Source organism: Halocynthiibacter styelae (genome assembly GCF_016123485.1).
Classification (GTDB): Bacteria; Pseudomonadota; Alphaproteobacteria; order Rhodobacterales; family Rhodobacteraceae; genus Halocynthiibacter; species Halocynthiibacter styelae.
Genome location: NZ_JADCKQ010000001.1, coordinates 208,931 through 222,118 on the forward strand (window position 1 = coordinate 208,931; position 13,188 = coordinate 222,118).

The window sequence follows — 13,188 nt, forward strand, 5'->3', positions numbered from 1 at the left end:
CCACAAATTCTGCGATGCTGTTGGCAAATATTCGTCCTTCAGGGGCCTTTTCCATCATGGATCCGGAAAAAGCGCCCTCCCTTCCTTTCTATTTCAGCCCGAAAACAAAGCGATATGCAACCGACTTTTGTATTTTTCTGCATGGAATCTGTCAGCGACGCCAGAAATCCGGGTTGAGCAGCGCAATAACCGCCAGGGTTTCCATTCTGCCAAGGATCATTGCGATTGCTGAAATCAGCTGCCCCATGCCGGATAGTTCGGCCCAGGACAGCGGTTGGGTCATCGCGACGCTGGCCAGCGGCCCGGTTGTTGAAAGGGCAGAAACTGCGAAAACCACGGAGGTTTCAAAATCCAGCCCCGTCAGGGACAGCCCCAGGCTGATCAATGCAATACTGACAGCCATCAGCATAAAGAAGATCCAGGCCATATAAGCGCCCTGCCGCCCGAGGTGGCGGGTGTTTTCGCCGACACCGCTGACGATGCTTGGTTGTATAAGTGTTTCCATCTCCTGGGTGCCATGTTTGTAAAGCGCATAGACCCGCAGAAGTTTCACCCCCCCAGCTGTGGTCGCAACGCCACCGCCGACCATCGCCAGCCCCATCAGGATCAGACCAGGTGTGGCCAGGCCTGACCAGCCCCGGGCTTCGGACCAGGCCTGACTTTCAAAGCCTGTGGTCGTCAGGAAAGAAAGAACCGTAAAGGCCGCACCCCAGAGCGCGTTGATCGCGCGCGGCAGGTTTTCCTGATCGTCAAATTCAAGCGCGCCCCACCAGTGGCGCAGAAACAAAAGGGCGGGCACGGTAATGACAAGCGCGATACCTATCCGGAACTCAGGATCTTTGATCAGGCGCGCGATGCTGTCTTTTTGCGTTTCGGGTGCAAACGTCAGGCGGGAAATGGCGAAGAACAAGAAGATGAAGATCAGGGTTTCGCCAATAAACCCGCTGTCAGCACCGCTTAGCCCGCCAACCGGTGAAATGCCACTTGTCGACAGCACAGCCATTGCATGACACATGGCGACAAATCCGTTTTCCCCGCTGATGTATAGAAATACGGCCAATGCGGCTGTGATACCGCCGTAAACCGGCGCAAGCTTGCCTGCATGGTGCGACAGACGTTTTGCAGGCGATGCCTCACGGCCGATCCAGTTAAAGTAGTTCCCGGTCTGTGACAGACGCGACCGCGCGGTGACTTCAAATCCACCAAGGTTCAGGGGCGCAAGAATGGCAATCGCGATCACCCAGACGAAGAAACCGCCCATCCATCCCACAAGGCTGCGCCAGAAATGCAGGGCCATGGGCAGGCGTTCAGGATCATCAAACAGCGTTGCCCCGGTTGTCGTAAAAGCAGATAGCATTTCGAAGTAAGCGTTTGCAAAACTGGTGTTGCGCAGTGCTTCGTAAAAAGGCACGGCCAACATGAGGGGCAGCAATATCCAGGCCCCGGCCAGAGTCAGCAGATGACTGCGCAGAACAGAGCGGTTTTCATTATGCTCCATTGCGATGGCAATCAGAATTGTCAGGATCAGGAACAGCACCCCGCCATAAAAGAACACACGCGCCGCGTGGCTTTCATCCATGAATGTGCCAACAAGGGCGACGGGAAACATCAGGAGCGATGAAATGCCCATCAGAAGCACCATGAATGGCAGTTTAAGGATACGTTCCGCCATGATCAGAAGAAATCGACCGAAACCTGAAGCAGGCGTTCGACTTCGCTGACGTCACCTGCCATGGCAAACATCGCAATCACATCGCCTTCATCAATACGCGTGCCACCCGTCGGACGCAGGATTTTGTTGCCTTTCCGCAAAGCCCCGATCAGTACGCCTTCGGGAAAATCGATGTCACGGATGTTGTGACCGCAGATCGGGGATGTGGACAGAACCTGGGCTTCGATCACTTCGGCCTCTGCGTTGCCGATGGAATAAATCTCGCGCACGCGGCCGTGGCGGATGTGGCGCAGAATCGAACTAACGGTGGTGATCCGCGGGTTGATATAGGCATCAATATTCAGGGGCTGCATCAGGCTGGTCAGGGTCGGATCATTGATCAGACAAATCGCCATCGGGCAGCCTTCGGCTTTGGCGCGTACGGATGTCAGGAGATTGACTTTGTCGTCATCGGTTACAGCCAGAATTGCGTCGGCGGCAGAAATATTGGCTTCGGCCAGAAGATCAGCGTTCATGCCGTCACCATTGAGAACAATCGTGCGTTCCAGTTCATCCGCTGCCACTTCTGCAACTTCGCGGTTCATCTCAATCACACGGGCGCGGATGCGGTTTTTCTCATTTTCCAGCGCATGCGCCACGGCAAGGCCAACGTTCCCGCCGCCAACAATGACCACACGTTCCTGTTTGCTTGAGGACTTCCCGAAAATATCCAGGGTCCGGGCCAGATCTTCTTTCAGTGTGAAGACATAGATTTCATCGCCAGCGAACAGCTGATCCCCGGCTTCGGGCGCAAACAATGCGCCTTCCCGGCGCACACCAACAACCGTTGCCGATAGCGTGGAAAACAGATCGGTCAGCTGGCGCAATGGCGTGTTCAGGACCGGACAGTCTTCGTCCAGCACAATGCCCAGCATATCCACCTGGCCATCCAGAAAGCTTTCGCGATCAAAGGCGGAAGGCGCGGAAAGGCGTTTCAGCGCGGCTTTGGCCACCTCACGTTCCGGGCTGATCACCACGTCAATCGGCATGTGGTCGCGACGGTACAGATCTGAATAAATTGCATCCAGATAAGACTGACTGCGCAGGCGCGCGATCTTTCGGGGGATGGCGAAAACCGAATGGGCGATCTGACAGATTACCATATTCACTTCGTCTGAATAGGTCGCGGCGATGATCATATCCGCATCCCGCGCCCCTGCCCGCGTCAGAATATCCGGATAGGATGCGGAACCGGCAATGCCCTGTACGTCCAGTGTATCGGTTGCCCGGCGCACCAGTTCGGGATTGCTGTCGACAACCGTGACATCGTTTTTCTCACGGGAAAGATGCCGGGCAATCTGCCAACCAACCTGACCCGCGCCACAGATGATAACTTTCATGATCTGTTCCTTTATGCACCAGACGGGCGAACCCGGACAGCGGGCTTATTCTTCGATTTCGTCGTCGCTGACATGGGCCACGCGGGCGCCGGATTTACTGGAGGTCACAACATTCAGGGACTTCAGTTTCCGGTGTAGCGCAGACCTTTCCATACCAACGAAATTCGCGGTTTTCGAGATATTTCCACCAAACCGGTTGATCTGCGTCATCAGGTATTCCCGCTCAAACAATTCCCGCGCTTCCCGCAGAGGCAGTGTTGCGAGGGATCCGGACAGAACCACGCGTCCGTCATCGTTCACCGGTTCTTCGCCATGTGGCACTTCGGACGGTTGAATATCGCCGCTGTTTTCCCCGAGGATCAGAACCCGTTCAAGCAGGTTTTTCAGCTGACGTACATTTCCCGGCCACAGGCTTGTCTGCAGTAAGGCACAGGTTTCATCCGCCAGCCCGCGCAAAGGCAAGCCCTGAGAGATGTTCAGCTGTTCAATGAAATATTCCGCCAGTTCGGGAATATCTTCGCGGCGCTCTTCCAGAGACGGCACAGAGATTGGAACAACATTCAGACGATGATACAGTTCTTCCCGGAAATTGCCCCGGGCAATCTCTGTTTGAAGGTCTTTCGTCGTACTTGAAATCACACGCACATCCACATGGATTTCCTGTGCGCCGCCTTCGCGTTTGAATTTCTGGTCGACCAGCACCCGCAGGATCTTGGATTGCGTACCAAGCGGCATATCTGCGATTTCATCAAAGAACAGAATGCCGCCGTTGGCGCGTTCCAGAAGCCCTTCTTCAACGGTTCCGTCTGGTTTTTCACTGCCAAACAGCACCTGACCCATTTGTTCGGGTTCAACGGTTGCGGCGCTGACAGAAACAAAAGGGGCGTCGACGCGGTTTGAATTCGCATGGATATAGCGCGCAGCGACTTCTTTCCCGCAGCCGGACGGACCGGCAAGCATTACACGTCCATTGGATTTGGTGACCTTATCAAGGTTCGATTTCAGCGCCTTAAAGGCCGCGCCGGAACCAATCATAACATCAGAACCTTCGTCCTGGCGTTTCAGTTCCTGGTTTTCGTGCCGCAGGCGTGAAGCTTCCATTGCGCGCCGGACAACCACCATCAGCTGATCAATGTTAAATGGTTTTTCGATGAAGTCATATGCGCCCTGCTTAATGGCCGCGACTGCGATTTCGATGTTCCCGTGGCCCGAAATAATAACCACCGGAATAGACGGCATATCGCGTTTGATGGTTTTCAGGATGTCGATCCCGTCCATATTGCTGTCTTTCAGCCAGATATCGAGCACCATCAGCGCCGGCGGGTTCTCTTCAACCAGCTTCATACATTCATCAGATGTCCCGGCCAGACGGGTTTGATAGCCCTCGTCCTGAAGAATATCTGAAATCAATTCGCGAATATCGCGTTCGTCGTCCACAATCAGAATGTCACTCATGGAAACCTCACGTAATCCTTCCAATATCATTCGCAGCTGTATCACGAAGTGGCAGCAGGATCACTGCTTTTGCCCCATGATGGCTGCATCCGTCAAATAGTTCAGCTTCAGTCAGTTCAAGCGAACCGCCGTGTTCTTCAACGATTTTCTTAACAATCGGCAGGCCAAGGCCCGTGCCGGTGTCGCGTGTCGTTACATAGGGTTCAAACAGACGCGCCCGGTCTTCGGGCAGACCGGTACCATTGTCTGAAACCGTAATTTCGATATTCATTTCAGTAACCTGAAGTGTCACTTTTACCTGGGCCTGATATCCTGCCGGTGCCCGGCCTTCATCGGTCAATGTCTGGGTCGCTTCGCCCGCGTTTTTGATCAGATTGGTCAGGGCCTGGGATAGCATCGTCTGATCGATGTCAGCAATCAACGGTGTTTCAGGCAGTTCACCTGACACCCGGACGTTTTCCTGCCCGGTATCCTGCAGCGTCACCGCATCGCGCACCAGCGCCGTCAGATCCGCGCTTCGACATACGGGTTCCGGCATACGGGCGAATTGCGAAAACTCATCGACAATACGACGCAGGTCACCGGTCTGCCGGATGATCACATCAGCCAGCTGAACAAGGGTCTGGCCGTCGGCCTCTGGCAGTTTGGGTTCATATTTTCGCTTCATACGTTCTGCGGACAGCTGGATCGGCGTCAGAGGGTTTTTGATTTCATGGGCAATACGACGGGCCACATCCCCCCAGGCTGCCATACGCTGGGCCGACACAAGATCGGTCACATCGTCAAAGGCCAGAACATAGCCTTCGGCCTGTCCTTCCTGATTGCGACGGATCGCCATACGCACCAACAGGATTTCCTGTTTGCCGTCACGGGTGACCCGAATTTCTTCCTGCATCACGTCCCGGCCACTGTCGCGTAATTCTTCAAACATCGCAGAAAATTCGGGCACCGCGATTGAAATCGGATCAGGGGCCGCGTCTGCGGCATCATGCGGATCCATGGACAGAATGCGCGTCGCAGCGCGGTTCACAAAGGCAATACGCCCCTCATCGTTCAGGCCAATCAAACCTGCGGTGACCGATGACAGCACTGAATCAAACATTCGGCGCCGACGTTCAATCTGGCGGGTGTTTTCGATCAGATTGTCCCGTTGCGCCCGCAGTTGCAGCGTCATCTGGTTGAAAATACGGCTGAGCATGGCGATCTCATCATCGCCTTCTTCCTCACGCACCTGAACATCAAAATCCCCGGCACCGACTTTCTGCACCGCACCGGCAAGTTGCCCCACCGGCCGCGCAAGGCGTTCGGCAAACCACAGACCCAGCCAGATCGCCGCAAGGATCAGCATCACAGCAAACCCAAGGTACAAAAGGCCAAATTCAAACAAAAGCCGTCCCCGGTCGCTTTCAAGCTGCTGATACAGCCCGGCGGTTTCACGGGTGTCATCCAGAAGTGACAGCAATTCGCCATCAACCGTTCGACTGACATAAAGCAGATGATCGGGATAGTTACGCAAAGCAATCAACGCCCGGAATTCATTGTTGGCCCAATCCTGAATAACCGGCACCTTACCAACCAGGGCTTTTGCCAGATCTTCCGGGGAAATCTGTTCAAAATCGAAAAGGTAAGACCGATCCCCGCGGCTGCGCAGAACCCCGCTTCCATTGACAACAAAAGCTTCTTTTAAGCCGCGCTGCACTTGCTGTTGCCCATTGGCCAGAACGGCCTGCAATTCACCATCGGACAGAAGTACCCCCCGCCGGCCACGTTCTTCGTCCAGAAAAACGCCAAGCGCACGGGCGTCACGCACCAGATCACGGCGGTGTTCAGCCTCATAGGCTTCAGCGGCCCCCAGGGAGGATCCAATCACCGTACGGACGCGTTCAGAAAACCAGCCTTCCAGGCCGAAATTGATTGTCAGAGCCGCGAAAACAGCAACCAGAATGGTGGGAAGCAAGGCCACAACCGCAAAAACACCGGTCAGCCGCAGGTGAAGCCGTGACCCGGCGGAACGGGCCCGGCGGGCAGCAATCATCTGGGCGATACGTTGCAAAACCAGTGTGGAGATGACCATCACATAAATGAAGTCAGCCAGCAGAACCGGACGCAACCAATATCCGCTGCGCGCTGCATCTACAGGCCCGAGAACAAGGAAGGTCAAAACGGCAAGAACCGGCCCCAGAAAGACCAGGCCTAATGTTAAGAGAGTCTGAAAACGCCGTCGTTTACGAAGCGTGTTCAGCTTCGCAAGCGTCGTGTGCCTCCTGCGCAGACGCATGTTGTATCCCTATACATTCACGTCCGGCCCAAACCGTACGTAACCGCCAAAATCCGGTAACCTGTTTCGCGATTTCTGCAAAATGGTCACTCTCTGTTGCGGTTTTACATCAACTTGCGCCCGCGTGTCACGTGAATATCCAGAGTGGTCAGTTTCTTGCGTAAAGTATTGCGGTTGATGCCCAGAAGTTCGGCGCAACGCGCCTGGTTGCCACGTGTTGCTTCCAGCGCAATTTCAAAAAGCGGAATCTCCATTTCTTTCAATATACGTTGGTAAAGTCCGGGTGCCGGCAATGAATCCTGATGGAGATCGAAATACCTGCGCAGGTGTTTCTGAACGCTGTCAGACAGGTTTCCGTCATCGGTCTGGCCATCGGATGCCCCGGACATCAGCCCATGCGCGCCCCCTGAACCTGGCGAAACATTGCCGATCATCTGCGACGTATAGCTGCCGGGCACCGCAACGGAACCCGCAGAGGCACCTGACAGGAGGCTGCGGACATCATCTGCTGAAATTACGGGTCTGGTGCTGACGGCGACGAGCTGACGGATGGTGTTCTTCAGTTCGCGTACATTTCCGGGCCAGCTGTGCTGACAGAGAAGTTGCTCTGCGTCCGGGCTGAATGCGCGTGCCACACCGTTGCTGCGGCCAACGCCCGGCCCCTGATCATCCAGGTCATCGCTGCGCAAAAATTCTTCGGCCAGAATGCGTATATCTGACATGCGTTGCACAAGCGTCGGCACATGAAGTTCCGCCCCTTTCAGGCGGTAATACAGATCCGCGCGCATATGACCATTGGCAAGAAGAAGGTTCAGATCCTGCTGGCTTGTGGTGATCAGACGCGGCTCTGAGCTTTCAGTCCGGGTGAAACGATCCAGAAAACGGTTCAGCTTCAGCTGTTCTTCCGGGCTATATTCCCCCGGTTCATCAATAACCAATGTGCCGCCCCGGAGTTCTGACAGAAGATGATCTTCCTGCTGCCTGTCCCCTGGCAGCGCAGGATCAAGGATCTGGAAACCGGCGGCGTTCCGTTGACTTAACCCATGCACGGCGCGGGCCACTCTGGATTTACCCGTTCCGCTTTCGCCAGTGATCAACACCGGGATATCCGTGTTCATGACACGTGCAATCGACTGATACAGGGCCTGCATTTCCGGTGAACGTCCCGCAAGCGTTACGGCTTCCGACGCATCCCGTTGTGCGGCCGGGGCCTGGGGCGCGCTTGCATTCTCTGTTGTGGCCTCACTGCCAAGAGCGGTCCTGCGGCGTTTGCGGCTTTCTTCTAAAGCCAGGGCAGAACGGTGCATAAGATGCGGCAGATCAAAGGGTTTTGGCAGATAGTCCCAGGCCTCTGCTTCGCTGGCGCGAATGGCTGTCATAATCGTGTTCTGTGCGGAAATCACGATGACCGGCAGTTCGGGCCGCAGTTCTGCGATCCGCGGGATCATCTCAAGTCCATTTCCGTCCGGCATTGCGACATCTGTGATCACCAGATCCCCCCGCCCTTCAGACACCCACCGCATCAAAGTTGTAAGTGATGAGGTTGCATGCACCTGCATCCCTGCCCGGGTCATCGCCTGGGTCAGAACGGTTCTTATGGTGCGATCATCATCTGCAATCAGAACTGTACCATCCATCAGAATTCTCCCTGCCGTTCTATAGTGTTTTCTTTGCCGGTGCGTTTCAGCGGCATCGATACGGTAAAGCAGGTTTGCCCCGCCTCAGATGTCACCCGGATCATCCCGCCATGCCCCTCGATAATATGATTGACCAGGGGCAACCCCAGCCCCGTGCCATTCAGGCGCCCGGACACGAAGGGTTCAAATATCTCGCCGATCATATCCTCAGGAATTCCGCCGCCATTATCGCTGATTTCAATATGCAGTGGCAGGGCTGCAAACCCGCCAACCGTAAGCTGCCGTCGCAGGCCCGGTTCATAATAGCTGCGTATACGGATCTGTGCCGGTGCCTCATCAGAAGCCCCCTGATCGCGTTGCAGGGCCTCTGCCGCATTCTTCAATATGTTCAGAAACACCTGTACCAGTTTATCCGCGTCACCGCCGGTTTCTGGCAAAGACGGATCATATTCCCGCCGGATCGTGATATCTTTTGCAAAACCCAGACTGGCAGACCGTACAGCCCGGTCGAGCACATCGTGCAGGTTTACCGGCTTAAGTTCCGGCGGTTGCAGATTGCCGAATTCTTCCACCTGAGACAGCAGTTTAACGATGCGCTGACATTCATCAACAATCAGGTCGGTCAGTTCCTGCGTGCCTTCATCTGCGTTCATACGGATCAGCTGGGCTGCGCCTGATATACCTGCCAGCGGGTTTTTGATTTCATGCGCCAACATGTCAGACATGCCAACCACGGAACGGACATGCCCTTCCGCGCCGGATGAATGATGGGTCAGTTGCGGGCTTTCATTCGGTTGAAATAAAAGAAAAAAGCCCCCCTCGACATCCTGCACCTGAAGGCGGCAGGTCAGAGGGGCCCGGTTGCGAAAGCGCAGCCGCATGTCATTCACGCTCACGGATGGGTTCCCGGCCCGGATGCGCCCGGTCAGATCTGATACAAGCGGATGCGCTTCCAGCAGATCGTCGGGCAAAGCCCCAAGCATCCGGCGCTGCGAAATGTGAAAACAGGCCTGTGCTTCTGCGTTTGCCTCAAGTATCCGGCCGTCTGCATCCAGCATCAGCATGGGCAGCGGCAGCAAGGACCAGAGATCCCGGGGGCGATGAATAGCTGCGTTCATAAAGCGGCCCTCACCGGTTCCTGGCTGGTCAGCGCGTCTGGCAGACGGCTGAAAACACCTGCCGGATCTTTTTCAGTCAGAATTTCACGCCGCAATTGTACGCTTGTCCCGGCTTCATCCATATACCAGCCCAAATGTTTGCGCGCCGTGCGATTGCCCAGATCTGTGCCGTAAAACGACAGCATATCTTCATAATGATCAGACACCATAGAAACCAGATCCGGCCCGGTCGGTATCACGGGTGCAGGCGTGCCAGTCAGTTCCGAAGAGACCTGTGCCAGCAGCCAGGGTTTCCCCTGTGCGCCTCGTCCGATCATAACGCCATTTGCACCGGAAAGTGACATAGCTTCAGTGGCATGGCCCGCATCTTTAATGTCGCCATTTGCGATCACAGGCAAACTAACAGCATCCTTCACCGCACGGATCGCGGCCCAATCCGCCTGACCTTTATAGAACTGACAGCGCGTGCGCCCGTGGATGGTAATCATCTGAATACCTGCTTCTTCCGCGCGCCTGGCAAGATCGGGCGCATTCAGTAGGTTATCATCCCACCCCAGGCGGGTTTTCAGCGTGACTGGCAGTGAAGTCGCGGCAACTACTGCCTCAATCAGGGTCAGGGCGTGATCAAGATCCTTCAGCAAAGCGGATCCTGAATAGCCGTTCACAACTTTCTTTGCGGGGCATCCCATGTTGATGTCGATAATCCGGGCCCCGCTGCCTTCAACGATCCGGGCCGCTTCCGCCATCCACGACGCATCACGTCCGGCAAGCTGCACTGATGTATTGGCCGCCTGAAACCCCAGTTCCGCTTTTTCACGCACGCCGGGCTTGCGCTGTACCATTTCCTGGCTGGCCACCATTTCACTGACCACAAGTCCTGCACCGAAGCGTGACACAAGGTTCCGGAACGGCAGATCTGTAATCCCCGCAAGCGGTGCAAGCAAGACAGGTGTTTTCAGGTTTATATTGCCAATTGTCAGCGTCAAACTTTGATCCTTTCCGGAACTCTGAACCATTTCCACGGTACTGACGGCAATTGCTCACCCGGCGGCACATGGTTGTTATTTGTATGATTGCACATTTTTTAAGCACGCACGAGTATTTGCGCACAATATATGATCATTCAGTCAAAGCGTTTGCCCTCCTGGTGGCCAGGGTTTAGACAAGCAGCTGAGAAAAACGGCATGAAAACAGGCAGACTGACCCAGCGATGCAACAGAAGAAGACCGCAGCAATTGTCGTTTCAGCAGGCGCTGGCACACGGGCCGCCGCTTACGGAGACCCGGACACCCCGAAACAATACCACAGGCTTGCGGGACGTCTGGTTGTTGAACATTGCCTGGAAAAATTCGCAACCCACCCCGAGATTGACCTGATCGTTCTGGTGATCCGGCCACAGGACCGGGAATTTGTGCAGAAAAACATAGCGCTGCCGGATGGTGTGCAGGTTATCCTGCAGGATGGCGGGGCTGAACGTGATTTATCTGTAAAGGCAGGGCTTGCCACGATACCGGAGAACTTTCACCTGGTTCTGATCCATGATGCGGCGCGGCCCCTGGTTTCGCATGCTTTGATTTCTGAGGTTCTGACCGCATTGCGCGATCATCAGGGCGCGGCCCCGGCCCTGCCCGTGACGGATGCGCTGTGGCGCGGGGCTGACGGAACGGTTCAGGACACGGTCAGCCGTGAAAACCTGTGGCGGGCGCAGACACCTCAGGGGTTTCACCTGTCGTTTATCCGCAGTGCCCATGCAAGAGCCACGGCCCGGGCCGCAGATGATGTGGAAATCGCCCGGCTTGCAGGTGCGGATGTCCGGATTGTCACGGGTTCTGAGAACAATATAAAAATCACGCATCCCGCAGATTTTTCACGCGCAGAACAATTGCTGAAAGAAGAGGCTGAACAGACCATGGATATTCGTACCGGAAACGGGTTTGACGTGCATAAATTCGGACAGCGCGAGGACGGTGCTAACGATTATGTCGTGCTTTGCGGTACCAGAGTGCCCCACAGTCAGGGGCTTCTGGGGCATTCAGATGCCGACGTCGGGATGCATGCGATTTCTGATGCAATCTATGGTGCCCTGTCAGAAGGCGATATTGGCCGCCATTTCCCGCCATCTGAAGCGCAGTGGAAAGATGCCGACAGTCAGATCTTTCTGAAACATGCTGTAGGCCTGGCCCGAAACCGAGGCTTTAGCATTTCAAACATCGACTGCACGCTGATCTGTGAGTTTCCAAAAATCGGCCCGGTCGCCGGGGCGATGCAAAACCGCCTGTCTGAAATTACCGGGATTGCGGCTGACCGCATTTCTGTCAAGGCGACAACATCGGAAAAGCTGGGCTTTACCGGACGCGGCGAAGGCATCGCAGCACTTGTGACAACCACATTGATCAGCCAGTAACGGACTCATAAAATGCAACATTCTATCGCACGTATGATCGCAGTCTTCTTTGGGGCCGGCCTTCTGAAACCTGCGCCTGGCACCTGGGGGTCTGCTGCTGCGGTTCTGACCGGCTGGGCCCTGCATGAGATCGGCGGCACCTTCTTGCTTTCGATCGGCGTGGTTGTAAGTTTCTTCGGGGGCTGGTGGGCCACCGCAGTTGCGACACGCGGCCAGGACAACCATGACCCGTCTGAAATCGTTATTGATGAAGTTGCCGGTCAGTGGCTTGCTTTGCTGCCGGTTTCTATCGGCGCCATGCACACGGGGCACGGGATGCTTGCCCTCTGGCCTGGCATGGTCACGGCTTTCATTGCATTCCGCATCTTTGATATTCTGAAACCTGGCCCTGTGGGATGGGCCGACAGGCGCAGTGATGCGTTTGGTGTGATGCTGGACGATGTGATTGCCGGGATTATGGCAGCAGTGGTTGTTCTGCTTGGCGCATGGATAAGCCACGGGGTGTTTGGGCTGTGAGTGATGTCACCCCTCTTGCGCAACAGGTTCTGACCCTTGCGACTGAAAAGCATAAACGCGTGACCTGCGCGGAAAGCTGCACCGGTGGGCTTCTTGCGGCAGCCCTTACCGAGTTGCCGGGGTCCTCTGCCATTTTCGAATATGGTTTTGTAACCTATTCCAATCCCGCCAAGTCAGATCTTCTTGGGGTGCGCTCTGAAACTCTGGAGGTGTTCGGGGCGGTGTCTGAGGAAACCGTGCGTGAAATGGCTGAAGGCGCTTTGATGCGCTCTGGTGCCGACCTTGCTGTGTCCATAAGCGGTATAGCCGGCCCAGGAGGATCAGAGTTCAAACCAGAAGGCCGGGTCTGTTTCGGGCTTGCCAGGCGAACAGAGATTTCGGCCTGTGAGGTTACCACAGAGAGCGTTGAATTGGGTGCGACCGGGCGATCCGAAGTCCGCAGGCAAGCAACTTTGCACGCATTAAACATGTTGTCTCAGGCTTTGATTTCGATCTGAAATCTGAATAAAACTGCCTAAAAAATACTCAATCATGTCTATATTTTCAGCGAAGCGCTTTAATTTCACGCAGATCCGGCGTTTCTTTTTGGTGTCCCAGCTATTTTGACATACCCTGAGGACAGCGAGCAGGTGTTGGTGCAGTTTTTTACGGTTTTCGCGGCGATCTTCGATCATCGAAGAAAATGGCATCACCTCTTATCACAAAGTTTACCCGCGCCCGACTCTTGTC

Annotated in this window: 10 protein-coding genes; 3 read left to right on the plus strand and 7 right to left on the minus strand. The window is 55.3% G+C overall.

Features of this window, described 5'->3' with window-relative positions; genetic code table 11:
- Positions 1–151: 151 nt before the first annotated feature.
- The 7 genes from H1D41_RS01020 to dusB form a co-directional block, all read right to left on the minus strand.
- Positions 152–1,672 (minus strand): TrkH family potassium uptake protein, encoded by a 1,521-nt coding sequence (locus H1D41_RS01020; RefSeq protein ID WP_228847164.1) that lies wholly within the window; start codon positions 1,670–1,672, stop codon positions 152–154.
- 2 nt (positions 1,673–1,674) lie between these two features.
- Entirely contained in the window at positions 1,675–3,051 is a 1,377-nt protein-coding gene (trkA, locus tag H1D41_RS01025) for a Trk system potassium transporter TrkA (protein ID WP_228847165.1), read from the minus strand.
- Positions 3,052–3,096: 45 nt separating this feature from the next.
- Positions 3,097–4,506, minus strand: a complete 1,410-nt coding sequence (gene ntrX / locus H1D41_RS01030; RefSeq protein ID WP_228847166.1) for a nitrogen assimilation response regulator NtrX — start codon at positions 4,504–4,506, stop codon at positions 3,097–3,099.
- Between the two features lie 7 nt (positions 4,507–4,513).
- The gene (locus H1D41_RS01035; protein ID WP_228847167.1) at positions 4,514–6,784 is read right to left on the minus strand and encodes a sensor histidine kinase NtrY-like; all 2,271 of its coding nucleotides are present in this window, start codon (positions 6,782–6,784) and stop codon (positions 4,514–4,516) included.
- A 104-nt stretch (positions 6,785–6,888) separates the two neighbouring features.
- A complete protein-coding gene (locus tag H1D41_RS01040) occupies positions 6,889–8,421 on the minus strand; it encodes a response regulator (RefSeq protein ID WP_228847168.1) in 1,533 nt (510 codons plus the stop codon).
- Positions 8,421–9,539: a two-component system sensor histidine kinase NtrB gene (locus H1D41_RS01045; protein WP_228847169.1), complete on the minus strand. Its 1,119-nt coding sequence runs from the start codon at positions 9,537–9,539 to the stop codon at positions 8,421–8,423. The genes H1D41_RS01040 and H1D41_RS01045 overlap by 1 nt, the downstream gene beginning before the upstream one ends.
- Positions 9,536–10,525 (minus strand): tRNA dihydrouridine synthase DusB, encoded by a 990-nt coding sequence (gene dusB / locus H1D41_RS01050; protein WP_228847170.1) that lies wholly within the window; start codon positions 10,523–10,525, stop codon positions 9,536–9,538. The genes H1D41_RS01045 and dusB overlap by 4 nt, the downstream gene beginning before the upstream one ends.
- Positions 10,526–10,749: 224 nt before the next feature.
- On the opposite strand from dusB, the gene ispD reads away from it, so the two are divergent.
- From ispD to H1D41_RS01065, 3 genes are read left to right on the plus strand one after another with little or no spacing between them, the layout of a single operon-like run.
- Positions 10,750–11,943: a 2-C-methyl-D-erythritol 4-phosphate cytidylyltransferase gene (gene ispD, locus H1D41_RS01055; RefSeq protein ID WP_228847171.1), complete on the plus strand. Its 1,194-nt coding sequence runs from the start codon at positions 10,750–10,752 to the stop codon at positions 11,941–11,943.
- 12 nt (positions 11,944–11,955) lie between these two features.
- The gene (locus H1D41_RS01060) at positions 11,956–12,459 is read left to right on the plus strand and encodes a phosphatidylglycerophosphatase A family protein (protein ID WP_228847172.1); all 504 of its coding nucleotides are present in this window, start codon (positions 11,956–11,958) and stop codon (positions 12,457–12,459) included.
- Positions 12,456–12,956 (plus strand): CinA family protein, encoded by a 501-nt coding sequence (locus H1D41_RS01065; protein WP_324250245.1) that lies wholly within the window; start codon positions 12,456–12,458, stop codon positions 12,954–12,956. The genes H1D41_RS01060 and H1D41_RS01065 overlap by 4 nt, the downstream gene beginning before the upstream one ends.
- The last annotated feature ends 232 nt before the right edge of the window (positions 12,957–13,188 follow it).

What these genes read in the sequence shown, in the direction of transcription:
- H1D41_RS01020 (WP_228847164.1), bottom strand. Translation starts at nt 1,672, where the DNA reads ATGGCGGAACGTATCCTTAAACTGCCATTCATGGTGCTTCTGATGGGC.
- trkA (WP_228847165.1), bottom strand. Translation starts at nt 3,051, where the DNA reads ATGAAAGTTATCATCTGTGGCGCGGGTCAGGTTGGTTGGCAGATTGCC.
- ntrX (WP_228847166.1), bottom strand. Translation starts at nt 4,506, where the DNA reads ATGAGTGACATTCTGATTGTGGACGACGAACGCGATATTCGCGAATTG.
- H1D41_RS01035 (WP_228847167.1), bottom strand. Translation starts at nt 6,784, where the DNA reads ATGCGTCTGCGCAGGAGGCACACGACGCTTGCGAAGCTGAACACGCTT.
- H1D41_RS01040 (WP_228847168.1), bottom strand. Translation starts at nt 8,421, where the DNA reads ATGGATGGTACAGTTCTGATTGCAGATGATGATCGCACCATAAGAACC.
- H1D41_RS01045 (WP_228847169.1), bottom strand. Translation starts at nt 9,539, where the DNA reads ATGAACGCAGCTATTCATCGCCCCCGGGATCTCTGGTCCTTGCTGCCG.
- ispD (WP_228847171.1), top strand. Translation starts at nt 10,750, where the DNA reads ATGCAACAGAAGAAGACCGCAGCAATTGTCGTTTCAGCAGGCGCTGGC.
- H1D41_RS01060 (WP_228847172.1), top strand. Translation starts at nt 11,956, where the DNA reads ATGCAACATTCTATCGCACGTATGATCGCAGTCTTCTTTGGGGCCGGC.